At 33.7% G+C, this 22,760-nt stretch carries 37 protein-coding genes; 1 reads left to right on the top strand and 36 read right to left on the bottom strand.

All coding sequences use genetic code 11. From position 1 onward, the window contains the following. Positions 1-3 precede the first annotated feature (3 nt). The 3 genes from LPB87_RS04465 to LPB87_RS04455 all read right to left on the bottom strand — a co-directional run bounded on the left by LPB87_RS04465 (position 4) and on the right by LPB87_RS04455 (position 2,099). Positions 4-804, bottom strand: a complete 801-nt coding sequence (locus LPB87_RS04465) for a polysaccharide biosynthesis/export family protein (RefSeq protein ID WP_230605066.1) — start codon at positions 802-804, stop codon at positions 4-6. A gap of 73 nt (positions 805-877) precedes the next feature. Further along, positions 878-1,498 (bottom strand): recombination mediator RecR, encoded by a 621-nt coding sequence (gene recR / locus LPB87_RS04460; protein ID WP_230605065.1) that lies wholly within the window; start codon positions 1,496-1,498, stop codon positions 878-880. 235 nt (positions 1,499-1,733) lie between these two features. After that, positions 1,734-2,099, bottom strand: a complete 366-nt coding sequence (locus tag LPB87_RS04455; protein WP_129539778.1) for a CoA-binding protein — start codon at positions 2,097-2,099, stop codon at positions 1,734-1,736. Positions 2,100-2,254: 155 nt separating this feature from the next. Here LPB87_RS04455 and LPB87_RS04450 point away from each other — a divergent pair, with 155 nt between their 5' ends. Then, entirely contained in the window at positions 2,255-2,884 is a 630-nt protein-coding gene (locus LPB87_RS04450; protein ID WP_129539779.1) for a MarC family NAAT transporter, read from the top strand. A 74-nt stretch (positions 2,885-2,958) separates the two neighbouring features. Here the strand turns inward: LPB87_RS04450 and LPB87_RS04445 are convergent, their stop codons facing one another. The 33 genes from LPB87_RS04445 to rplC form a co-directional block, all read right to left on the bottom strand. Next, entirely contained in the window at positions 2,959-3,894 is a 936-nt protein-coding gene (locus tag LPB87_RS04445) for an arginine deiminase-related protein (RefSeq protein WP_230605064.1), read from the bottom strand. Positions 3,895-3,970: 76 nt separating this feature from the next. After that, a complete protein-coding gene (locus tag LPB87_RS04440; protein ID WP_230605063.1) occupies positions 3,971-4,885 on the bottom strand; it encodes an arginine deiminase family protein in 915 nt (304 codons plus the stop codon). Positions 4,886-4,953: 68 nt separating this feature from the next. Then, positions 4,954-6,231 carry a citrate synthase gene (locus LPB87_RS04435; RefSeq protein WP_129539782.1) on the bottom strand — a complete coding sequence of 426 codons (1,278 nt, stop codon included), beginning with the start codon at positions 6,229-6,231 and terminating at the stop codon, positions 4,954-4,956. Between the two features lie 157 nt (positions 6,232-6,388). After that, entirely contained in the window at positions 6,389-7,681 is a 1,293-nt protein-coding gene (gene eno, locus LPB87_RS04430; protein ID WP_129539783.1) for a phosphopyruvate hydratase, read from the bottom strand. A 116-nt stretch (positions 7,682-7,797) separates the two neighbouring features. Then, the gene (gene carA, locus LPB87_RS04425; protein ID WP_129539784.1) at positions 7,798-8,901 is read right to left on the bottom strand and encodes a glutamine-hydrolyzing carbamoyl-phosphate synthase small subunit; all 1,104 of its coding nucleotides are present in this window, start codon (positions 8,899-8,901) and stop codon (positions 7,798-7,800) included. Positions 8,902-9,097: 196 nt separating this feature from the next. Continuing rightward, positions 9,098-9,586, bottom strand: a complete 489-nt coding sequence (gene rplQ, locus LPB87_RS04420; RefSeq protein ID WP_035619618.1) for a 50S ribosomal protein L17 — start codon at positions 9,584-9,586, stop codon at positions 9,098-9,100. Positions 9,587-9,622: 36 nt separating this feature from the next. Next, positions 9,623-10,615, bottom strand: coding sequence for a DNA-directed RNA polymerase subunit alpha (locus LPB87_RS04415; RefSeq protein WP_008464329.1), 993 nt, complete (start codon positions 10,613-10,615; stop codon positions 9,623-9,625). Positions 10,616-10,636: 21 nt separating this feature from the next. Next, complete coding sequence (gene rpsD, locus LPB87_RS04410; RefSeq protein WP_035619621.1) at positions 10,637-11,242, bottom strand: 30S ribosomal protein S4; 606 nt, start codon at positions 11,240-11,242, stop codon at positions 10,637-10,639. An 89-nt stretch (positions 11,243-11,331) separates the two neighbouring features. After that, positions 11,332-11,715, bottom strand: coding sequence for a 30S ribosomal protein S11 (rpsK, locus tag LPB87_RS04405; protein WP_007803677.1), 384 nt, complete (start codon positions 11,713-11,715; stop codon positions 11,332-11,334). A gap of 8 nt (positions 11,716-11,723) precedes the next feature. Then, positions 11,724-12,098 carry a 30S ribosomal protein S13 gene (gene rpsM / locus LPB87_RS04400; protein ID WP_129539785.1) on the bottom strand — a complete coding sequence of 125 codons (375 nt, stop codon included), beginning with the start codon at positions 12,096-12,098 and terminating at the stop codon, positions 11,724-11,726. Positions 12,099-12,100: 2 nt separating this feature from the next. After that, complete coding sequence (ykgO, locus tag LPB87_RS04395; protein ID WP_072945378.1) at positions 12,101-12,217, bottom strand: type B 50S ribosomal protein L36; 117 nt, start codon at positions 12,215-12,217, stop codon at positions 12,101-12,103. 12 nt (positions 12,218-12,229) lie between these two features. Continuing rightward, the gene (gene infA, locus LPB87_RS04390) at positions 12,230-12,445 is read right to left on the bottom strand and encodes a translation initiation factor IF-1 (protein ID WP_007136545.1); all 216 of its coding nucleotides are present in this window, start codon (positions 12,443-12,445) and stop codon (positions 12,230-12,232) included. 7 nt (positions 12,446-12,452) lie between these two features. Further along, entirely contained in the window at positions 12,453-13,799 is a 1,347-nt protein-coding gene (gene secY, locus LPB87_RS04385) for a preprotein translocase subunit SecY (protein WP_129539786.1), read from the bottom strand. Between the two features lie 12 nt (positions 13,800-13,811). Then, positions 13,812-14,264: a 50S ribosomal protein L15 gene (gene rplO / locus LPB87_RS04380; protein WP_039111735.1), complete on the bottom strand. Its 453-nt coding sequence runs from the start codon at positions 14,262-14,264 to the stop codon at positions 13,812-13,814. 11 nt (positions 14,265-14,275) lie between these two features. Further along, positions 14,276-14,458, bottom strand: a complete 183-nt coding sequence (rpmD, locus tag LPB87_RS04375) for a 50S ribosomal protein L30 (protein WP_017495010.1) — start codon at positions 14,456-14,458, stop codon at positions 14,276-14,278. Positions 14,459-14,470: 12 nt separating this feature from the next. Beyond that, the gene (gene rpsE / locus LPB87_RS04370) at positions 14,471-14,995 is read right to left on the bottom strand and encodes a 30S ribosomal protein S5 (RefSeq protein WP_085950271.1); all 525 of its coding nucleotides are present in this window, start codon (positions 14,993-14,995) and stop codon (positions 14,471-14,473) included. 3 nt (positions 14,996-14,998) lie between these two features. Further along, positions 14,999-15,349: a 50S ribosomal protein L18 gene (gene rplR / locus LPB87_RS04365; protein WP_129539787.1), complete on the bottom strand. Its 351-nt coding sequence runs from the start codon at positions 15,347-15,349 to the stop codon at positions 14,999-15,001. Positions 15,350-15,360: 11 nt separating this feature from the next. Continuing rightward, complete coding sequence (gene rplF / locus LPB87_RS04360; RefSeq protein ID WP_129539788.1) at positions 15,361-15,903, bottom strand: 50S ribosomal protein L6; 543 nt, start codon at positions 15,901-15,903, stop codon at positions 15,361-15,363. Between the two features lie 18 nt (positions 15,904-15,921). After that, complete coding sequence (gene rpsH, locus LPB87_RS04355) at positions 15,922-16,320, bottom strand: 30S ribosomal protein S8 (RefSeq protein WP_129539789.1); 399 nt, start codon at positions 16,318-16,320, stop codon at positions 15,922-15,924. A gap of 104 nt (positions 16,321-16,424) precedes the next feature. After that, complete coding sequence (gene rpsN, locus LPB87_RS04350) at positions 16,425-16,694, bottom strand: 30S ribosomal protein S14 (RefSeq protein WP_007803655.1); 270 nt, start codon at positions 16,692-16,694, stop codon at positions 16,425-16,427. A 3-nt stretch (positions 16,695-16,697) separates the two neighbouring features. After that, positions 16,698-17,249 (bottom strand): 50S ribosomal protein L5, encoded by a 552-nt coding sequence (rplE, locus tag LPB87_RS04345; protein ID WP_035619635.1) that lies wholly within the window; start codon positions 17,247-17,249, stop codon positions 16,698-16,700. 2 nt (positions 17,250-17,251) lie between these two features. Further along, positions 17,252-17,566: a 50S ribosomal protein L24 gene (rplX, locus tag LPB87_RS04340; protein WP_035619636.1), complete on the bottom strand. Its 315-nt coding sequence runs from the start codon at positions 17,564-17,566 to the stop codon at positions 17,252-17,254. Between the two features lie 11 nt (positions 17,567-17,577). After that, positions 17,578-17,946: a 50S ribosomal protein L14 gene (rplN, locus tag LPB87_RS04335; RefSeq protein WP_007803649.1), complete on the bottom strand. Its 369-nt coding sequence runs from the start codon at positions 17,944-17,946 to the stop codon at positions 17,578-17,580. Positions 17,947-17,948: 2 nt separating this feature from the next. Next, positions 17,949-18,209 carry a 30S ribosomal protein S17 gene (gene rpsQ / locus LPB87_RS04330; RefSeq protein WP_129539790.1) on the bottom strand — a complete coding sequence of 87 codons (261 nt, stop codon included), beginning with the start codon at positions 18,207-18,209 and terminating at the stop codon, positions 17,949-17,951. A gap of 17 nt (positions 18,210-18,226) precedes the next feature. Further along, positions 18,227-18,418: a 50S ribosomal protein L29 gene (rpmC, locus tag LPB87_RS04325; protein WP_007803639.1), complete on the bottom strand. Its 192-nt coding sequence runs from the start codon at positions 18,416-18,418 to the stop codon at positions 18,227-18,229. Between the two features lie 13 nt (positions 18,419-18,431). After that, positions 18,432-18,857, bottom strand: coding sequence for a 50S ribosomal protein L16 (gene rplP, locus LPB87_RS04320; protein WP_039111738.1), 426 nt, complete (start codon positions 18,855-18,857; stop codon positions 18,432-18,434). Positions 18,858-18,876: 19 nt separating this feature from the next. Beyond that, a complete protein-coding gene (gene rpsC, locus LPB87_RS04315) occupies positions 18,877-19,629 on the bottom strand; it encodes a 30S ribosomal protein S3 (RefSeq protein ID WP_035619639.1) in 753 nt (250 codons plus the stop codon). A 5-nt stretch (positions 19,630-19,634) separates the two neighbouring features. Further along, a complete protein-coding gene (gene rplV, locus LPB87_RS04310) occupies positions 19,635-20,048 on the bottom strand; it encodes a 50S ribosomal protein L22 (protein WP_007803631.1) in 414 nt (137 codons plus the stop codon). 6 nt (positions 20,049-20,054) lie between these two features. Further along, complete coding sequence (gene rpsS / locus LPB87_RS04305) at positions 20,055-20,333, bottom strand: 30S ribosomal protein S19 (protein ID WP_008464288.1); 279 nt, start codon at positions 20,331-20,333, stop codon at positions 20,055-20,057. A 7-nt stretch (positions 20,334-20,340) separates the two neighbouring features. Then, complete coding sequence (rplB, locus tag LPB87_RS04300; protein ID WP_035619640.1) at positions 20,341-21,165, bottom strand: 50S ribosomal protein L2; 825 nt, start codon at positions 21,163-21,165, stop codon at positions 20,341-20,343. Positions 21,166-21,174: 9 nt separating this feature from the next. Continuing rightward, on the bottom strand, positions 21,175-21,465 hold the full coding sequence (rplW, locus tag LPB87_RS04295) for a 50S ribosomal protein L23 (protein WP_129539791.1): 291 nt from the start codon (positions 21,463-21,465) through the stop codon (positions 21,175-21,177). A gap of 7 nt (positions 21,466-21,472) precedes the next feature. After that, positions 21,473-22,102: a 50S ribosomal protein L4 gene (gene rplD, locus LPB87_RS04290; protein ID WP_035619641.1), complete on the bottom strand. Its 630-nt coding sequence runs from the start codon at positions 22,100-22,102 to the stop codon at positions 21,473-21,475. After that, the gene (rplC, locus tag LPB87_RS04285; RefSeq protein WP_035619642.1) at positions 22,102-22,719 is read right to left on the bottom strand and encodes a 50S ribosomal protein L3; all 618 of its coding nucleotides are present in this window, start codon (positions 22,717-22,719) and stop codon (positions 22,102-22,104) included. Before rplC ends, rplD begins: the two co-directional genes overlap by 1 nt. Positions 22,720-22,760: the final 41 nt, after the last annotated feature.

The following is a 22,760-nucleotide window of genomic DNA, read 5'->3' as shown; positions in this document are numbered from 1 at the left end:
TTTTTAAAGTTTTAAAAGTAAAAATGTAGTTGTTGCCAAAGAAATTATAGTGATTATTGTTCCAATAGATTCTATTCCTGTTTTACCTGTCCCCCAAGTTTTTTGCTTAAGTGGTTTTACATATATATAATCATTTGGTTGTAAAAAATAATATGGAGATTTAATTGCATTAAGATCCGTAAGATCTATATCATGCATTTCAACTCCTGTAGGTGATTGACGAATAATAGTAACTGCTTTTCTATTACCTGTAATTGTAATATCACCAGAATTTGCAATGGCCTCCATTATATTTACCTGTTGCTGAAAAAGTGTTTTGGTGCCTGGAGATGCTACTTCTCCATTTATTGTATATCTAAAACCTCCAAGCTTTACTGTTACAAATATGTTTGCTTCTGGCTTGAAATGTTCGTCTAATAATTGTTTTTCTATTTTAACACGTACTTCTTCAAGTGTGTATCCCATAACATTTATTTCCCCCAGAACTGGCATTCTTATATTTCCATGATCATCAACTGTAAAGCCATCAAAATATAATCCTGCTTCTGAGTTAGATAAATTTTGTCCTACGGTTTTATCTGTAGTATTAAAAATAGCTACCAACTTTGGATCAATGGCTTTTATATTAATACTTAAGATATCATTAGTCTGTAATCGATAGGGTTTTGATTCTACAGCAGCAACAATATTACTTTCAGTACTTGTTGTTCCTTTATCTTGTAAATAAACTAAATCATTTAGCGGAATGCATGATGCAAAAAGAGTGCTAATAAGCAACAACAGATAAAGAGAGTTTTTATTCATTTACAGAATTTTAATAGCAAATATAGCTTTTCATTTATTATTTAGAAAACATCAATTTTCTCGACTGACTCTGTTAACTATTTTTAAACGTTTTCTCAAACGGAACCCTATGCAATATACTTCGTCCAAGGGTTACTTCGTCTGCATATTCTAATTCATCTCCTACAGCAATTCCGCGTGCTATTGTTGAAATTATAATTTCAGCATCAGCTATTTGTTTGTAGATATAAAAGTTGGTTGTATCACCTTCCATTGTTGAGCTTAAAGCAAAAATGATTTCGTTTACTCCACCTAACCTTACCTTTTCTACTAAGGTAGTTATATTCAACTGACTTGGTCCAACTCCTTCAATAGGAGAAATTTTCCCTCCTAAAACATGATAAATCCCTTTATATTGCCCTGTGTTTTCTATAGCCATTACATCGCGAATATCCTCAACTACACATATTGTTTGATGATTTCTTGCAGTGTTAGCACAAATTTCACATACTGCAATATCAGAAATATTATGACAGCTTTCGCAAAATTTAATATCGGCACGCATTGTCATTAATGCTTCGGCTAAAAAACCTGTTTGTTCTTTGGGCTGTTTTAATAAATGTAAAACTAATCTCAAGGCTGTACGCTTACCAATACCTGGCAATTGTGACATTTCGCTGACTGCTTTCTCTATTAATTTTGAAGAAAATTCCATGAAGACAAAAATACTAAATTTGTGGGTTTACTCGACTTTTGTTTTATGGAAAATAGAAGTTTCAAATAACTGAGATTTTACATTTCATAAAACTTCTTATTATAATTGTTCTTATTAGGAACTAGCCCAGATAGAAGCGACATCCTTTTTCTGTTCGCCACAGCGAACAGAAAAAGATATAGCGGATAGCTGGAAATAGCTACTAAAAAAACAATAAATTAATTATTTTACAGAACTAATACTGATTTGTTGTAAGCAAAACTAATGTACAGGCAACTTGAGCCTTAATGTTATTAAGTTCTAACAACTGATACAACTCTGGATTTTCAGTTCCTGGATTAAAAATCACTCTCTTAGGCTTAGCTTCTACAATATAATTATAATAATCTCGCTGACGCGATGGATTCAAATATAAAGTAATTGTATCGATATTTTTAAGCGGAATTGCCTTTGTATGAATTTTTACTCCAGCAACTTCTCCAGCATTTTGTCCAATTGCCAAAACGGTATGTCCTTTTTCTACTAATTTATTTATAGCTAAAAAAGCATATCTATCTGGCTTGGTAGTTGCTCCAAGCACTACTGTTTTTTTATTTTTCATTGTCTTTAATATATACTACAAAAGTAATCAAAAAGGTTTAGCTCTTGGATGATTTAAAAAGTTTAGTTATTTTTCAACAAAATCAATTACCTATTAATTAAACTACAATCATATCTTTTAAAAAAGACTATTTTTACAAGACTAAACAAGACTTTATGGATCTATTTATTTACTTATTTGCTGCTCTTTTCTCGGTATTAAACCCAATTGGAACAGTTCCAATCTTTGTAGGATTAACACAACACGACTCCAAGAAAGAGCGTTCCAGAATTTCTTTATGGACTGCAATAAATGTTTTCCTAATCTTAATCGTTTCTTTTTTTGTGGGACAATATATGCTAACTTTCTTCGGAATTAGTATCGATGCTCTCCGTATTGCTGGAGGAATTATAATTGTAAATTCAGGATTCTCTCTACTTTCAGGAAAATTCAACAAGAAAAGAGGGATAAACAAAAAGATAGAAACAGATGCACAACAAAGAAATGATATTGCTCTTACCCCACTTGCAATCCCGATGCTTGCAGGCCCTGGATCAATATCTTTATTAATTGCTTTTTATCAAGAACACCACCAAACTAGCGAAGTTATAATAGGCTCATTTGCTATTTTAGCAATTGCTGTTGTAATTTTTATTATTCTTAGAAGCGCACATTATCTTGCTAAGATACTTGGAGCATCAGGAATTGTTGCAATATCTAGGATAGTTGGCTTTATTGTAATTGCAATTGGAATACAATATATAGTGAGCGCTATTATCAATATAATTAAAGTGAATTTAATGTAATTTTGATTTCGCTAAAAATAAAAAAAGGGATAAATACTTAAAATTTATCCCTTTTTTTATAATTCTGTTTTAACTTATGCTCTTGGTAAAAATACTTCTGCCATCATACATCTTGCACTTCCTCCACCGCAAGCTTCGATAGTATCTAAACTTGAACTTAAAATTTCCGCATGGTTTTCTAATTGCGAAATTTGCTTTGGCGTTAAACTTTGATGAGCTGAAGCACTCATTACAATATATTTTTTATCATTTGTACCACGAACTTCAAGCATATTTCCTGCGAAATTATTTACTTGAGCTTCTGTAATTAAAATAACTTCTTTTTTATCCGCTTTTAGATTTTCAAGAACCATTTTACGCTCTTTTTTATCATCAATACAATCTGTACAAATCACAGCAAAAGCCTCTCCTAAACACATCATAACATTAGTATGATAAATTAGTTTTCGTTCTCCATTAACAGTTTGAAATGCTTCAAAAATAACTGGTGCATAATCAAAATCTTCACAGAATTCTATAAATAATTCTTCATCAGCTCTTGGTGACAAGGCGCAATATGCTTTTCCATTTGCTCTATCCAAAAGTAAGCTCCCTGTTCCTTCTAAGAAAAAACCATCCTCTTCTGCCGATGTATAATCTACGATATTATTGATTTCGAATCCTTTTTCTTCTAAAATATCTAAGATATCTTCACGACGCTCCTGACGACGGTTTTCGGCAAACATAGGATATAATGCTACATCCCCATTTTCATGAAAAGAAACCCAGTTGTTTGGGAATATACTATCTGGCGTATCTGGATTTAGAGTATCTTCTACTACGGTTACATCTACTCCAACTGCTCTTAATTTCTCAACGAAAGCATCAAACTCTTGTTGTGCTTTTGCATTTACTGTAGCTGGCAAAAGCCCATCTAACACTTTTTGATAATAATTGTTTACTGCCGTTTGTTCATTCATACGGAATGCCACTGGGCGAATCATTACTATTGCGTTTGTAGTTTGTTTCATTTTATTTATTTTTTTGTTTCAAACTTCAGGTTTCATGTTTGCAATAAACTTGAAAACTAAAACTTAAAAACTATTTTTAGTCTCTAATTAACGGCAATGTCGAACATCTTAACAACCCTTCTTGTTTAGCTATTTCAGCATAAGGAATTTCTTCTACAACAAACCCATTACCTCTTAACCAATTATTTAGTCTAGTGAAATTTTTCTCTGATACAACAACATTTGTATCGATTGAAAAAACATTAGAATTCATATAATACATTTCCTCTCTCTCGATATGAAATAAATTCTCTTTACCAAAAAGATTCACTAGATACATATAATCAGCTTCTTCACGAAATCCTCTTCTATAAATAATTCCTTTATCTTTCCCTACTGGTTGAAAGCAACAATCAAGATGCAAAGCATTATCGCGAGCTTCAATTTTAGATTTAACTAAATCAAACTCTTTAACTATTTTATTTGGAAACAAATTTTTAATGAATTCAACTCCCTCCATGTTTGTTCTTGCGGTAATATAATCCTTATAGTCACTTCCTTTATAAGTCCCTATAAAAATATAATCATTCCAAAGCATAACATCTCCTCCTTCAATATGCACTTCTACAGGTGGACGAACAACTTTGTTAGGATCCATTTGATCTATTATATATTGGATTGCATCCAACTCACGTTCTCTATCAGGTAAAATATTTGATTTCACAAAAACGTCATCTATTACGAAACCAATATCTCTAGCGAAAATCTGATTGTAATTTTCAATCATTTCAGGACGAAAAACTGTCACATTGTATTTTTGAAGTACTGCATTAAAAGCTTCCATTTCGGCAACCATATCAGACTCTACTGGATAAGTTCCTGCCTTAATATGCTCCAATGATTTCGGATCATACGCTTCCTCTATAGTTGGCGTAGGTCCGTTATGAACTGCAGATCCCAAAACTACAGCCCGTAATCTTGATGTTTCGTTCTTTACATTTAATTGTAACATATTCTATTATTTGATTTCAACAAAGATAAAAAAAAGCTTCACAGTTAAGTGAAGCTTTAAATTGAATTTTATTTATTCGATTTGAATTCTCTTAAAGGATGACCAGTATATATTTGTCTAGGTCGACCGATTGGTTCTTTATTTTCACGCATTTCTTTCCATTGCGCAATCCATCCTGGTAATCTTCCGATAGCAAACATTACTGTAAACATATCAGTAGGAATTCCTAATGCTCTGTAAATGATTCCTGAGTAAAAATCTACGTTAGGATATAAGCTTCTTGATTTAAAGTATTCATCTTCAAGAGCTGCTGCTTCTAATTTTTTAGCTATCGCTAAAATTGGATCATCAACACCTAATGTATTTAAAACTTCATCTGCAGCTTTCTTAATAATTCTAGCTCTCGGATCAAAGTTTTTATAAACTCTATGACCAAATCCCATTAAACGGAATGGATCATTTTTATCTTTGGCTTTCGCCATAAATTTATCTGTATCTCCACCGTCTTTATTAATCTCTTCTAGCATCTCAAGAACAGCTTGGTTTGCACCTCCATGAAGTGGTCCCCAAAGTGCAGAAACTCCAGCAGAAATCGAAGCAAATAAACCTGCATGAGAAGATCCAACCATTCTTACTGTAGATGTAGAACAGTTTTGTTCATGGTCACCATGTAAAATGAACAATTTATCTAATGCATTAACTATAATAGGGTTTGCTGCATAAGGCCCAGTAGGCAATTTAAACATCAATTGCATGAAGTTCTCTACATATCCTATCGTATTGTCATAATAGTTTAATGGATACCCCATAGTTTTTCTATACGTCCATGTAGCAATAACAAGAAACTTAGCTATTGTTTTACAAACAGCCTCATACATTTCTTTTTCATTTTCTACATTTACCGACTTAGGATTAAAAGCTGTCAAGGCACTTGTCAATGCAGACAAAACCCCCATAGGATGAGCAGTTTTTGGAAAACCATCAATGATGTTTTTCATTTCTTCGTTTACCAAAGTATGCTTTTTAATATCAGCATCAAATTGTGCTAATTGTTGAGCAGTTGGTAATTCTCCAAAAATTAATAGATAAGATACTTCAGGAAAACTTGCTCGTTCGGCTAAATCTTCGATTGAGTATCCTCTGTAACGTAAAATTCCTAATTCACCATCAAGAAAAGTAATTTCACTTGTACAAGAACCAGAGTTTTTATATCCTGGATCAAGAGTAATGAAACCAGTTAAATCACGTAATTTGTTAATATCGACAGCAGATTCATTTTCGCTTCCAGTTATAACAGGAAGTTCAATTTTCTTACCATCTACTTCTAGGGTAGCTATTTTTGACATAATATAATCGGAAATAAATCTTTTAAATAATAATTTATCAAATCTAAGGAATTTAAGACTAACTAAAAAAGGAATCTTGCTATGAATTTGTTAAAACTCCAAAAAAAACCATTCGTTTTCACGAATGGTTTTTTTTTTAAATATATAACTCTTACAATTATTTAATCTTGAAAGCATTTAATCCAGGAAAATAAGCAGTACTACCTAGCTCTTCTTCAATTCTAAGTAATTGATTGTATTTTGCCATACGATCTGAACGTGAAGCCGAACCAGTTTTAATTTGACCACAGTTTAATGCTACTGCTAAATCTGCAATGGTATTATCTTCAGTTTCTCCTGAACGGTGAGACATTACTGAAGTATAACCTGCATTTTTAGCCATATTTACTGCTGCAATAGTTTCTGTTAATGTACCAATTTGATTTACTTTAATAAGAATAGAATTTGCAATTCCTTTTTCAATTCCAGTAGACAAACGCTCCACATTAGTTACAAACAAATCATCACCTACTAATTGTACTTTATTTCCAATTTTCTCCGTAAGCAATTTCCATCCATCCCAGTCATTTTCATCCATTCCATCTTCAATAGATATAATTGGGTATTTAGCTACTAATTCAGCTAAGTAATCAACTTGCTCAGCAGAAGTCCTTACTTTACCTGTTTCTCCTTCAAATTTAGAGTAATCGTATTTACCGTTTACATAAAACTCAGCAGCTGCACAATCAAGAGCAATCATAATTTCGTCACCGAAAGTATATCCTGCATTTTCAACAGCTTTTTTAATAGTATCTAAAGCATCTTCAGTACCACCTGGTAAATTTGGAGCAAAACCTCCTTCATCACCTACAGCTGTACTTAATCCTCTGTCATGCAAAACTTTTTTCAAGCTATGGAAAATTTCAGTTCCCATTTGCATAGAGTGAGAAAAAGAAGTTGCTTTTACAGGGAAAATCATAAATTCTTGGAAAGCAATCGGAGCATCAGAGTGCGAACCCCCGTTAATAATGTTCATCATTGGTACTGGCAATGTATTTGCCGAAACACCACCTACATATCTATATAAAGGCAATCCTAACTCATTAGCTGCTGCTTTTGCTACAGCAAGAGAAACACCTAAAATAGCGTTTGCTCCTAATTTAGATTTATTTGGAGTTCCATCTAAATCGATCATAGCTTGATCAATTACATTTTGTTCAAAAACTGAAACACCAACTAATTCTTCTGCAATAATAGTATTTACATTATTCACTGCATTCAAAACTCCTTTACCTAAAAAAGCTTTACCTCCATCACGTAATTCAACCGCTTCATGTTCTCCAGTAGACGCTCCAGACGGAACAGCTGCTCTTCCTAAAACTCCATTATCTGTAATTACATCAACTTCAATAGTAGGATTACCTCTAGAATCAAAAATTTGTCTTGCGTGAATTTTTATTATAATACTCATTATTTTTATTTTTTATTATTAAATTATAAATATTTTTCGAAATTATAAAAATATTTAACACCAATTAAGTTCCTTAGCAATAAAATACTTTTATTTATTAACTCAATCGTTTTAGTTTAATTCCCCTTTATGTTCTCAATAAACTGATCAAACAAATAAGATGAATCATGTGGCCCTGGACTAGCTTCTGGATGGTATTGTACAGAAAAACAATTCTTATTTTTCATACGCATACCCGCAACAGTTTCGTCATTAAGGTGCAAATGTGTAATTTCTAAATCCGGATGATTATCTAGTTGTTCTTTATTAACAGCAAAACCATGATTTTGCGATGTAATCTCACCTTTACCTGTAATTATATTCTTAACTGGATGATTTATTCCTCTATGTCCGTTAAACATTTTATAAGTAGAAACTCCATTTGCTAAAGCAATAACTTGGTGTCCTAAACAAATACCGAATAATGGCTTATCATTTGCCAAGATCTCTTTAGCAACTTCGATTGCACCAAATAATGGATCTGGATCACCTGGGCCATTTGACAAGAAATATCCATCTGGATTGAATGCAGATAAATCTTTAAATGTCGAATCATATGGAAACACTTTGATATAACAATCTCTTTTTGCCAAATTACGCAAAATATTCGTCTTAATCCCTAAATCTAATGCTGAGATTTTATAAGTTGCGTTTTCATCTCCATAAAAGTACGGTTCTTTTGTTGATACTTTAGAAGCAAGTTCCAATCCTTCCATATTGGGAACATTTGCTAATGCGATCTTTAAATCCTCTATAGATGTCCCATCAGTACAAATAACAGCATTCATTGCTCCGTTATCACGTATATAACTAACTAATGCTCTTGTATCAACATCAGAGATGCAAATAAGATTTTCTTTTATAAAATAAGACTCTAAACTCTCTGAAGCACCTTCTCGAGAATAGTTAAAGCTAAAGTTTTTACAAACCAATCCTGATATCTTGATACTATCAGACTCTATTTCAGAATCATTTACGCCATAATTTCCTATATGAGCATTGGTAGCAACCATAATCTGACCAAAATAAGAAGGATCTGTAAAGATTTCTTGATACCCTGTCATTCCTGTATTAAAGCAAACTTCGCCAAAAGTTGTACCACTAATTCCGATTGATTTTCCGTGAAAAATTGTTCCGTCGCTTAATAAAAGAATGGCGCTTTGTCGTGTTGTGTATTTCATTTGTAATTAGATATTTTGCAAATTTAATTTTTTAAAAGAGCGAGTGCAAGGTTTTTTAAAAAATTCATCTCTAAAAATAAAACCCTAAGAGGGGAAAGTGTTAGATTATTGTGTTTTAGTTTCAAAAAAAACAAAAAAAAAGGATAAACTAGTAACTAGTTTATCCTTAATTCTTATTGAATGATTATTTTCATAATTATTCAGAAGCTTCAGTTGTCGTTTCTGTATCAGCAGCAGGAGCTTCAGAAGTCTCTTCAGCTTTCTTTGCTTTTCCACCACGACGGCTTTTTGCTTTTTTAACTTCTTTTTTACCTCCGTTGTAAAGTTCATTGAAATCAACAAGTTCGATCATCGCCATATCAGCGTTATCTCCTAAACGATTTCCAACTTTAATGATACGAGTGTATCCACCTGGACGGTCTCCTACTTTAGCAGCTACATCTCTGAACAAGTCAGTTACAGCATATTTGCTACGTAAGTATGCAAAAACAATACGACGATTGTGAGTCGTATCTTCTTTTGATTTTGTGATTAAAGGCTCAACGAATTGTTTAAGCGCTTTAGCTTTAGCAACAGTAGTGTTAATACGTTTGTGCTCAATAAGAGAACAAGCCATATTAGCCAACATAGCTTTTCTATGTCCAGTCTGTCTGCTTAAGTGATTGAATTTTTTTCCGTGTCTCATTGCTATGTTAAATTTAACTCGCCTAAGCGAATTAGATTATTCTTTATCTAGTTTGTATTTAGCTAAATCCATTCCGAAAGTTAAATTCTTAACTGCAACAAGTTCATCAAGTTCAGTTAAAGATTTTTTACCAAAATTACGGAATTTCATTAGGTCATTTTTATTGAACGATACTAAATCACCAAGTGTATCAACTTCAGCCGCTTTCAAGCAATTTAATGCTCTCACAGATAAATCCATATCAACAAGCTTAGTTTTAAGCAATTGTCTCATATGTAATGACTCTTCATCATACGATTCTGTTTGTGCAATTTCGTCAGCCTCGAGTGTAATTCTTTCGTCAGAGAATAACATGAAGTGGTGAATTAAAACTTTAGCAGCTTCAGTAAGGGCATCTTTAGGATTAATAGATCCATCAGTTTTGATTTCAAAAACTAATTTTTCGTAATCTGTCTTTTGCTCAACACGGAAGTTTTCAATTGCGTATTTTACATTTTTTACCGGAGTAAAAATTGAATCTGTAAAAATAGTTCCAATTGCAGCATTCTGTTTTTTGTTCTCCTCAGCAGGAACGTATCCTCTACCTTTTTCGATCGTTAAATCGAAATTCAGTTTAATTTTACTATCTAAATTACAGATAACAAGGTCTGGATTCAGTACTTGGAAACCTGAAATAAATTTTTGAAAATCACCTGCTGTTAATTGATCTTTACCAGAAACAGAAATAGTAACTGATTCATTATCGATATCTTCAATTTGGCGTTTGAAACGAACTTGTTTAAGATTAAGGATAATTTCGGTAACATCTTCAACAACACCTGAGATAGTAGAAAACTCATGATCTACACCTTCAATGCGAACGGATGTAATTGCATAACCTTCTAATGCTGAAAGCAAAACTCTTCTAAGTGCATTACCAACAGTCAATCCATAACCAGGTTCTAAAGGTCTAAATTCGAATTTACCTTCAAAATCGGTTGAATCGATCATGATAACTTTATCGGGCTTTTGAAAATTAAATATTGCCATAAATTTCGACTAAGTCAATTATTATTTGTTGTACAACTCTACGATTAATTGTTCTTTAATGTTTTCTGGAATTTGAAGTCTCGCAGGTACAGAAACAAAAGTCCCTTCTTTAAGATCATTATTCCAAGTAATCCATTCATAAACATGACTTGAATTAGATAAAGAACGTTCGATAGCTTCTAAAGATTTAGATTTTTCACGAACAGCAACTTTATCACCAGGCTTAAGGTGGTAAGAAGGAATATTAACAACTTCACCGTTTACTGTAACGTGTCTGTGAGATACGATTTGACGTGCACCTCTTCTAGAAGGAGCAATACCCATTCTAAAAACTACATTATCAAGTCTTGCTTCACATAATTGTAATAAAACCTCACCAGTAACTCCTTTAGTAGCTGATGCTTTTTCGAATAAATTTCTGAATTGTTTTTCTAAAATTCCGTAAGAATATTTAGCTTTTTGCTTCTCCATTAACTGAACAGCATACTCAGATTTTTTTCCTCTTTTTTTAGCCATCCCGTGTTGTCCAGGTGGGTAATTTCTTTTTTCGAAAGATTTGTCATCTCCGAAGATTGCTTCGCCAAATTTACGAGCGATTCTTGTGCTTGGACCAGTATATCTTGCCATTTTAAATTGTTTAAGATTGAGATTATGAATTCAGGTCTTATCCTTCGATAATCTATTTTCAATCTAGGTTATACTATATTTTTTGAGTATTAAACTCTACGTCTTTTAGGAGGACGACATCCGTTGTGAGGCATTGGAGTAACATCGATAATCTCTGTAACTTCAATTCCACCGTTATGAATAGAACGGATAGCAGACTCACGTCCGTTTCCTGGTCCTTTTACATAAACTTTAACTTTTTTAAGTCCTGCCTCAAGAGCTACTTTACTACAATCTTCTGCTGCCATTTGAGCTGCGTACGGAGTATTCTTTTTAGAACCTCTGAAACCCATCTTACCAGCTGAAGACCAAGAAATAACTTCACCTTTCTTATTAGTCAAAGAAATGATAATGTTGTTGAAAGTGGCAGAAATATGAGCTTCACCCGTTGATTCAACGATAACTTTACGTTTTTTTGCAGTTGCTTTAGCCATATTACTTATTATTTAGTTGCTTTTTTCTTGTTAGCAACAGTTTTTCTTTTACCTTTTCTTGTTCTAGAGTTGTTTTTAGTTCTTTGTCCTCTTAATGGAAGACCAGATCTATGACGGATACCTCTATAACAACCAATATCCATTAAACGTTTGATGTTTAAAGAAACTTCAGAACGTAATTCTCCTTCAATTTTAAAAGATGATACTGCTTCACGAATTGCTCCGATCTCATCATCATTCCACTCTTGAACTTTTTTATCTTGGCTTACTTGAGCTTTTTCTAAAATCTCAATAGCTCTACTTCTCCCTAATCCAAAGATATAGGTAAGTGCTATAACACCTCTCTTATTTTTTGGGATATCTACCCCTGCTATTCTTGCCATAATTATCCTTGTCTTTGTTTAAATCTAGGATTCTTTTTGTTTATTACGTACAATCTCCCTTTTCTACGCACAATGATGCACTCGGGACTTCTCTTTTTTACTGATGCTCTAACTTTCATAGTGAATATCCTTTAATATCTATAAGTAATTCTTGCTTTTGACAAGTCGTAAGGGCTCATTTCTAGTTTCACTTTATCACCAGGTAATAATTTGATGTAATGCATACGCATTTTTCCAGAAATATGAGCAATTACAATATGTCCATTTTCTAATTCTACACGGAACATCGCATTTGATAATGCTTCAATGATTGATCCGTCTTGTTCTATTGCTGATTGTTTTGCCATATAAAAATTAAGCTACTGCTTTTCTATTTTTACCAGTCTTCATTAAACCATCATAATGTTTGTTTAACAAGTATGAATTGATTTGTTGAATAGTATCTATTGCAACACCAACCATAATTATTAACGAGGTACCTCCAAAAAACATTGCCCAAGATTGTTGTACATCCATAAAACTTACAACAATGGCTGGGAACACAGCAATCAAAGCAAGGAATAAAGATCCTGGGAAAGTTATTAAAGACATTACTTTATCAAGAAAATCTGAAGTTTCAACTCCTGGTCTAACACCTGGAATAAAACCACCACTTCTCTTTAAGTCATCAGACATCTTATTAGTAGGTACTGTGATCGCAGTATAAAAGAAAGTAAATACAACAATTAAAGTTGCAAACACAAAGTTATACCAGAATCCAAACATATTACTAAAAGTACCTACAATTGATTGTGATGCGTCTGATTTTGATAATCCAGCTACAGCCGCAGGAATAAACATAATTGCTTGAGCAAAAATAATCGGCATAACCCCAGAAGCATTAAGCTTAAGTGGAATCCATTGTCTATTTCCTCCCATCAAATCTTGCTCATAATCACCTGAAGTTGTACGACGAGCGTATTGTACAGGGATTTTACGAACTGCCATAATTAACAGTACACAAGAAATGATTACTAATAACCAAATAATAATTTCAATAACTAATAACATTGGTCCTCCATTGTTATTGGTAACTCTGGTTGTAAATTCTTGAATAAAAGCTTGTGGAAAACGAGCTAATATACCAACCATAATCAACAATGAAATTCCATTTCCAATACCTTTATCTGTAATTTTCTCTCCTAACCACATGGCAAAAATTGTACCTGTAACCAAAATTATCACAGAAGAAAATAAAAACTCAAAAGAATTAAAACCTAGTAAGAATGCACTACTAGGTAATGTTCTATATAAATTATAGATGTAAGTTGGTCCTTGAACTAGTGTAATAACAATAGTTAACCAACGTGTTATCTGATTAATTTTTTTTCTACCGCTCTCCCCATCATTTTGAAGTTTTTGTAAATACGGAATCGCAATTCCCATTAACTGTACAACAATAGACGCTGAAATATAAGGCATAATACCTAAAGCAAAAACTGAAGCTTTAGAGAATGCACCTCCGGTGAACATGTCTAGAATAGATCCTAAACCATTTTTTGTTTGTCCCGCTAATCCAGTCAATTGCGTTGCATCAATTCCAGGAAGCGTAACGTGTGCTCCAAAACGATATACTAAAAGAAGTCCTAAAGTAATTAAGATTCTATTTTTTAGTTCTTCGATTTTCCAAACATTACTTATTGATTCAATAAATTTCTTCATACAATAGAAAAATTATATTGTTACAGCCTCTCCACCAGCAGCTTCAATAGCAGCTTTTGCAGTAGCAGTAAATTTGTGAGCAGTTACTTTTAATTTTGCTTTCAACTCTCCTCTACCTAAAATCTTAACGATTTCATTTTTGGTAGCTAGACGATTAGCCACATAAACTGTCATATCAACAGAGTCTGTAATAATACCATTGTCTACTAATAATTGAAGCGTATCTAAATTTACACCTTCGTATTCTTTACGGTTGATGTTTGTGAAACCAAACTTAGGTACACGTCTTTGAAGTGGCATTTGCCCTCCTTCAAATCCAATCTTTTTAGAATAACCAGAACGAGATTTTGCTCCTTTGTGACCTCTTGCAGAAGTACCACCTTTTCCTGAACCTTCTCCTCTACCTAATCTTTTATTTTGATTGTGCGTTGACCCTTCAGCTGGTTGTAAGTTACTTAAATTCATAACAGTATTTGTTATTTAGCTTCTTCAACAGAAACTAAGTGTTTAACTTTGTTTATCATCCCAAGGATAGCAGGATTTGAATCATGCTCTACAACTTGTCCCATTTTACGTAGACCTAAAGCTTCCAAACCTCTTTTTTGAGAAAGAGGACAGTTGATTTTGCTTCTTACTTGTTTTACTAATAATTTAGCCATAATTTCCTTGAATTAACCTTTAAAAACTTTTTCTAAAGAAACACCTCTTTGTTTTGCAACAGTATAAGCGCTTCTCATTTGTAATAAAGCATCAAAAGTTGCTTTAACTACGTTATGAGGATTTGATGATCCTTGAGATTTAGATAATACATCGTGAATACCTACTGATTCAAGAACTGAACGAACAGCTCCACCAGCAATAACTCCTGTACCATGAGACGCAGGAATTAAGAATACACGTGCACCACCAAATTTACCTTTTTGTTCGTGAGGAACTGATTGTCCATTCAAAGGAATTTTAACTAAATTTTTCTTAGCATCTTCTACTGCTTTCGCAATTGCTTCAGAAACATCTTTAGATTTTCCTAATCCATGTCCTACAACTCCATTTTCATCACCTACAACTACAATAGCAGAAAAACCGAAAGCTCTACCACCTTTTGTAACTTTAGTAACACGATTAACACTTACCAGACGATCTTTAAGTTCAAGACCACTTGGTTTTACCAATTCTACATTTTTGTATTTAGACATAATATATTAGAATTTAAGTCCAGCCGCTCTTGCGCCTTCTGCTAATGATTTAATACGACCGTGATATAAGTATCCTCCTCTATCGAAAGTTACTGTATCAATCCCAGCTTTTAACGCTTTTTCTGCAACAAGTTTTCCAACTGCGTTTGCAATTTCTACGTTCGTACCTTTACCTATTTCTTTTTCTCTTGAAGATGCAGCAAATAAAGTAACACCGTTTACGTCATCAATAAGTTGTGCGTAAATTTCTTTGTTACTTCTAAATACAGATAGTCTTGGTTTAGCAGCATAACCACTAATCGTTTTTCTAATTCTGAATCTAATTCTCTGTCTTCTATCAGATTTTGTTAATGACATAATCTTATTTTTTAAGCTGATTTACCTGCTTTTCTTCTTAATACTTCACCTACAAATTTAACACCTTTACCTTTATATGGTTCTGGCTTACGGAAACCTCTAATTTTTGCCGCAACCTGACCTAAAAGTTGTTTATCAATTGATGTTAATTTTACGATAGGGTTTTTACCTTTTTCAGATATTGTCTCTAAAACTACTTCAGGAGCAATTTCTAAAACAATATTGTGAGAATATCCAAGAGCTAAATCTAACTTTTGTCCTTGGTTTGAAGCTCTATAACCTACCCCAACCAACTCTAAAGATTTAGTAAACCCTTCATTTACACCAACAATCATATTATTGATTAATGATCTGTAAAGTCCGTGTTTTGCTCTGTGATCTTTGTGATCAGACGATCTTTCTACTAATACTTGATCGCCTTCAACTGTAACAGTTACGTCCGAAAACTCCTGAGTAAGTTGACCATTCTTTCCTTTTACTGTAATAATACCATCTTTAACTTCAACAGTCGTAGCAGCAGGGATTACAATTGGATTTTTACCTATTCTTGACATCTTATATAGTCTTTATAATTAGTATACGTAACAGATTACTTCACCACCTACATTTAATTGCTTAGCTTGTTTTCCTGTCATCAAACCTTTTGATGTAGAAACAATAGCAATTCCTAATCCGTTAAGGATTCTTGGTAAGTTAGCAGCACCTGCATATTTACGCAAACCTGGTTTACTAATTCTTTGGATATCTTTAATTACCGACTCTTTAGTATCTTTATCATACTTCAAAGCGATTTTGATTGAACCCTGAACGGCGTTGTCCTCAAATTTGTAACTCAAGATATAACCTTGATCAAATAAGATCTTAGTTATTTCTTTTTTTAGATTAGATGCCGGAATTTCAACAACTTTGTGGTTTGCAGCCACAGCGTTACGAACTCTCGTCAAATAATCTGCAATAGGATCTGTATACATATGTATTTGATTGCGATTATGGTTTTCGGGAGACACTCGTCTCCCGAACCTTTAATCAATTAAAATTATTTTTTGGTTTGCAAAAGTAATAACTTATTGCGAGATTACCAAGACGCCTTTTTAACTCCAGGAATTAATCCATTATTAGCCATCTCACGGAAAGTTACACGTGAAATACCAAATTGACGAATATAACCTCTTGGTCTACCTGTTAATTTACAACGGTTGTGCAAACGAACTGGTGAAGCATTTTTAGGTAATTTTTGTAAACCTTCAAAATCTCCAGCTTCTTTCAAAGCTTTTCTTTTCTCAGCATACTTAGCTACCGTTTTCTCTCTTTTCACCTCACGGGCTTTCATTGATTCTTTAGCCATGTCTTAATTCTTTTTAAAAGGTAAACCTAATTCAGCCAATAATGACTTTGCTTCTTTGTCTGTTTGAGCAGTTGTAACAAAAGTAATATCCATTCCTGAAATTTTGTTTACTTTATCAATATCAATTTCTGGGAAAATGATTTGCTCTAAAACTCCAAGGTTGTAATTACCTCTTCCATCAAAACCAGTAGCTTTGATACCACTAAAATCTCTTACACGTGGTAAAGCAGAAGTAATAAGTCTATCTAAAAACTCATACATTCTTTCACCACGTAAAGTAACTTTTGCACCAATCGGCATCCCTTTTCTCAATTTGAATGACGCAACGTCTTTCTTTGAAATAGTAGATACTGCTTTCTGTCCAGTGATCTTTGTTAACTCATCAACTGCATAGTCAATAAGTTTTTTATCAGATACAGCTGCACCAACTCCACGGCTCAAAACGATTTTTTCCAATTTAGGAACTTGCATTACGTTTGTGTATCCGAATTCCTCTTTAAGAGCAGAGATTACTCTACTCTTATATTCTTCTTTTAGTCTAGGTGTATATGCCATTACTATAGTACTTGATTAGATTTTTTTGAAAATCTTACTTTCTTATCTCCTTCTACTCTAATACCAACTCTAGTTGCTTCCTTAGTTTTAGGATCAATTAGTGAAATGTTAGATATTTGTATAGAAGCTTCTTTCTTAACGATACCACCTTGAGGGTTTTTAGCACTTGGTTTTGTATGTTTCGAAACCATGTTTACACCTTCAACTATCGCTTTATTTTTCTCACGGTAAACACGTAAAACTTTACCTTCTGAACCTTTATGGTCTCCAGCAATTACTCTTACGATATCTCCTGATTTTATTTTTAGCTTTATCATCTTAAAACGAATTAAAGCACTTCTGGTGCTAATGATACAATTTTCATGAATTGTTTTTCACGAAGTTCTCTTGCTACCGGACCAAAAACACGAGTTCCTCTCATTTCCCCTGCAGCGTTCAATAGAACACATGCATTATCATCGAAACGGATATAAGAACCATCAGCTCTTCTCACTTCTTTTTTGGTACGTACAACAACTGCAGTTGAAACAGCTCCTTTTTTAACGTTTCCGTTAGGAGTTGCATCTTTGATAGAAACTACAATCTTGTCACCAACAGAGGCATACCTTCTTTTGGTACCTCCTAAAACACGGATAGTTAAAACTTCTTTTGCTCCCGTGTTATCTGCTACTTTTAGTCTTGATTCTTGTTGTACCATAATTATTTAGCTCTTTCTAAGATTTCAACTAATCTCCAACATTTTGATTTACTTAAAGGACGCGTTTCGCTAATTCTTACAGTATCTCCAATGTTACAGTCGTTTGTTTCGTCGTGTGCAACGTATTTCTTTGTTTTCAACACGAACTTACCGTATAATGGGTGTTTTACTTTTCTTACTTCAGCAATAACAATAGACTTGTCCATTTTATTTGAAGTAACAACACCAATTCTTTCTTTTCTTAAATTTCTTTTTTCTTCCATCTTTCAGCAGAATACAATTATTGTAACTCTCTTTTAGTTAACTCTGTAGCCAATCTTGCAACTGTTCTTCTTACACTTCTAATTTGAAGTGGGTTCTCAATTGGAGAAATAGCGTGGGCCATTTTTAGGTCAGCATATATCTTCTTAGTTTGACTAAGTTTTTCTTGCAACTCCGCTGCAGAAAGATCTTTTATTTCTGATTGTTTCATAATATATTATAAATTATGCTTCGAAATCTCTAGCAACAACGAACTTAGTTTTTACTGGAAGTTTTTGTGCTGCAAGACGTAAAGCCTCTTTTGCAACTGACAATGGAACTCCTCCAACTTCAAACATTATTCTTCCGGGTTTAACAACTGCAGCCCAATATTCTACTGCACCTTTACCTTTACCCATACGTACTTCAAGAGGTTTCTTAGTGATTGGTTTGTCTGGAAATATTTTGATCCATAATTGTCCTTCTCTTTTCATGAAACGAGTTGCAGCAATACGCGCAGCTTCGATTTGACGAGAAGTTAAGAACATTCCATCTTCATGTACAGATTTAATACCAAACATTCCATTAGAAAGCTCAAATCCTCTTTGAGAATTTCCTTTCATTTTACCTTTTTGTACCTTACGGTATTTTGTTCTTTTAGGCTGTAACATTTTTCTTTAGTTTAAAAATTTACTTTCTTTTACGAGCGTCTGGTTTTGAACCTTTATTAAAGTTAGATTTGCCACGAGGAGCATCTCCACCTTTTCCACCACCAGCTTGTTTTTTATCCATTCCAGCAAGTGGAGAAAGATCTCTCTTTCCATAAACTTCACCTTTCATGATCCACACTTTGATTCCCATTCTACCGTAAGTAGTGTGAGCTTCTGCAAGTGCATAATCAATATCAGCTCTGAAAGTTGATAGAGGAATTCTACCTTCTTTGAAACCTTCTGAACGTGCCATTTCAGCTCCATTCAAACGTCCTGAAATCAAAACTTTGATACCTTCAGCGTTCATACGCATAGAAGCAGCAATAGCCATTTTGATTGCACGTCTGTAAGAAATACGACTTTCAATTTGACGTGCGATGCTTGTCGCCACAAGATAAGCATCTAATTCAGGTCTTTTAATTTCAAAGATGTTAATTTGAACCTCTTTGTCTGTAATTTTCTTAAGTTCTTCTTTTAACTTGTCTACCTCTTGACCACCTTTTCCGATAATAATACCAGGTCTAGCAGTAGTGATAGTAACGGTTACAAGTTTCAAAGTTCTCTCGATGATTACTTTTGATACACTAGCTTTTGATAAACGAGCGTGGATATACTTTCTGATTTTGTGATCTTCGGCAAGTTTATCACCGTAATCATTTCCACCATACCAGTTTGAGTCCCACCCTCTGATGATACCAAGTCTATTTCCAATTGGATTTGTCTTTTGTCCCATGCTGCTTAAGAATTGCTTTGTGTGTTATTGATAGCTCCAAGCACGATTGTAACGTGATTAGAACGTTTTCTTATTCTGTGTGCACGACCTTGTGGAGCTGGACGAAGTCTTTTTAACATCATTCCACCATCTACTCTGATCTCCTTAACAAATAATCCAGCTTCTTCTAAATTACCTTCACTATTTTTTTGCTCCCAGTTATTGATTGCAGATAATAATAGTTTCTCTAATTTTCTTGAAGCTTCTTTAGAACTAAATCTTAAAATGTTAAGTGCTCTTTCTACCTTCTGACCTCTTACCAAGTCCGCTACTAAGCGCATTTTTCTAGGTGAAGTAGGGCAGTTATTCAATTTTGCGAAAGCAATAGACTTATTAGCCTCTTTTCTCGCATCTGCTGTTTCTCTTTTACGAACTCCCATTGCTTCTTATTTTTTACCTTTATTTTTTGCTCCAGCATGACCTCTAAAAGATCTAGTTGGTGAAAATTCTCCTAATTTGTGACCTACCATGTTTTCTGTTACGTAAACTGGTACAAATTGACGACCGTTATGAACTGCGATAGTTTGTCCAACGAAATCTGGAGTAATCATAGAAGCTCTAGACCAAGTCTTAACAACTGCATTTTTACCACTTTCTACGTTTTCTTGAACTTTCTTGTCTAACTTATAATGAACGAAAGGTCCTTTTTTTAATGAACGTGCCATATCTTAATTATTTCTTTCTACGTTCTACGATATACTTGTTACTCGGGTTTTTCTTAGAACGAGTTCTATAACCTTTAGCTGGTATTCCATTTCTTGAACGTGGATGTCCACCAGAAGAACGTCCTTCTCCACCACCCATTGGGTGATCAACAGGGTTCATTGCAACAGGTCTTGTTCTAGGTCTTCTTCCTAACCATCTTGTTCTACCTGCTTTACCAGATACAACTAATTGGTGGTCTGAATTAGATACTGCTCCAATTGTAGCTGCACAAGTTAACAAGATCAATCTTGTTTCACCAGATGGCATTTTAATTGTAGCATATTTTCCATCTCTCGCCATCAATTGAGCAAATGTTCCAGCTGAACGAGCAATTACTGCTCCTTGACCTGGTCTCAATTCGATACAAGAAATAACAGTTCCTAAAGGAATTCTGCTTAAAGGCAATGTATTTCCAATTTCAGGTTGAGATTCTGGACCAGAAACTAATTTCTGACCAACTTTCAATCCGTTTTGAGCAATTACATACGTTTTCTCTCCATCAGCATAAGCTAATAAAGCGATAAATGCAGTACGATTTGGATCATATTCGATCGATTTCACTGTAGCTGGAATTCCTTCTTTTGTACGTTTAAAATCAATAATACGATATCTCTGCTTGTGACCACCACCCGTATAACGCATGGTCATCTTTCCTTGACTATTTCTACCTCCAGAGTTTTTTATCGGCGCTATCAAAGAGCGTTCCGGCTTATCAGTTGTAATGGCGTCATAACCATTCACAACTCTAAATCGCTGACCTGGGGTAATAGGTTTTAATTTTCTTACTGACATTTTTCTATCTTAGATATTGTTGTAAAAATCAATTGTTTCTCCTTCTTGTACTTGAACAATTGCTTTTTTGATTGCATTTGTCTTTCCGCTGATCAAACCACTTTTTGTGTATTTTGTAGTTCTATCCGGTCTTACATTCATTGTGTTAACACTCAAAATAGTTACTCCATAAGTAGCTTCAACAGCTTTCTTAATCTGAACTTTATTTGCTTTTTTGTCAACAACAAAACCGAAGCGATTCAAAACTTCACTTTCCTTGGTTACTTTTTCAGTTACTATAGGTCTAATTATGATGCTCATATTCCTATTATTTGCTTAAATTTTCTTCAATTACCTCTAAAGAGCTCTCCAATAACACTAAATTATTAGCATTTAGAATAGCGTAAGTGCTTAATTCATAACTACTTACAACATTAGAAGCTTTCAAATTGCGTGACGACAAATATACATTTTTATTTGACTCTCCCAACACAAATAGAGATTTTTTATTTTCTAACCCTAAAGCTTTCAAAACGTTAATGAAATTTTTAGTGTTTGGTGTTTCAAAATTAAAGTCTTCCAAAACAACAATACTTGCTTCTTTTGCTTTAATAGAGAAAGCTGATTTTCTAGCCAATCTCTTCAAGTTTTTATTCAATTTAAATGAATAACTTCTTGGTCTTGGTCCAAAAACTGTTCCACCACCTTTAAACAAAGGGTTTTTAATACTACCCGCACGAGCAGTACCTGTTCCTTTTTGTTTTTTAATCTTACGCGTACTTCCCGCTACTTCAGCTCTTTCTTTAGCTTTGTGAGTACCTTGTCTTTGATTTGCTAAATATTGTTTAACATCAAGATATACAGCGTGATTATTTGGTTCAATTGCGAATACTGAATCAGAAAGTTGAACTTTTCTCCCAGTATCTTTTCCGTTGAAATCTAATACTTTTACTTCCATTACTTCTGAATGATTACATAAGAGTTGTTATGACCAGGAACACATCCTTTAATAACTAGTAAGTTCTTTTCAGCAACTACTTTTAAAACTCTAAGGTTTTGAACTTTTACATTGTCTCCTCCCATTCTTCCAGCCATACGCATTCCTTTGAATACTCTAGATGGATAAGAAGAAGCTCCCACAGAACCTGGCGCTCTTAAACGGTTGTGTTGACCGTGAGTTGCTTGACCAACACCACCAAAACCGTGACGTTTTACAACCCCTTGAAAACCTTTACCTTTAGACACACCTTGTACATCTACAAATTCTCCTTCAGAAAAAATAGAAACATCAATAAGATCTCCTAATTTTTGCTCTGTTGCGAAATCTTGGAATTCAACGACTTTTTTCTTAGCTACAGTTCCCGCTTTTTTAAAGTGACCTAAAGCCGCTTTTGTGGAATGTTTCTCGTTTTTGTCATCGAAACCAAGTTGCAACGCTTCGTACCCGTCAACACCTTTGGTTCTGACTTGGGTAACAACGCATGGACCAGCCTCGATTACTGTACAAGGAATATTTTTCCCGTTTTCATCAAAAATACTAGTCATGCCGATTTTTCTACCAATTAACCCAGACATAAATATTAATTATTAATTATTAAATATAAATATAGAACGCA

The organism is Flavobacterium sp. EDS, assembly GCF_020991525.1.
Lineage (GTDB): Bacteria > Bacteroidota > Bacteroidia > Flavobacteriales > Flavobacteriaceae > Flavobacterium.
This window is presented reverse-complemented; position numbering and strand designations above follow the sequence as displayed.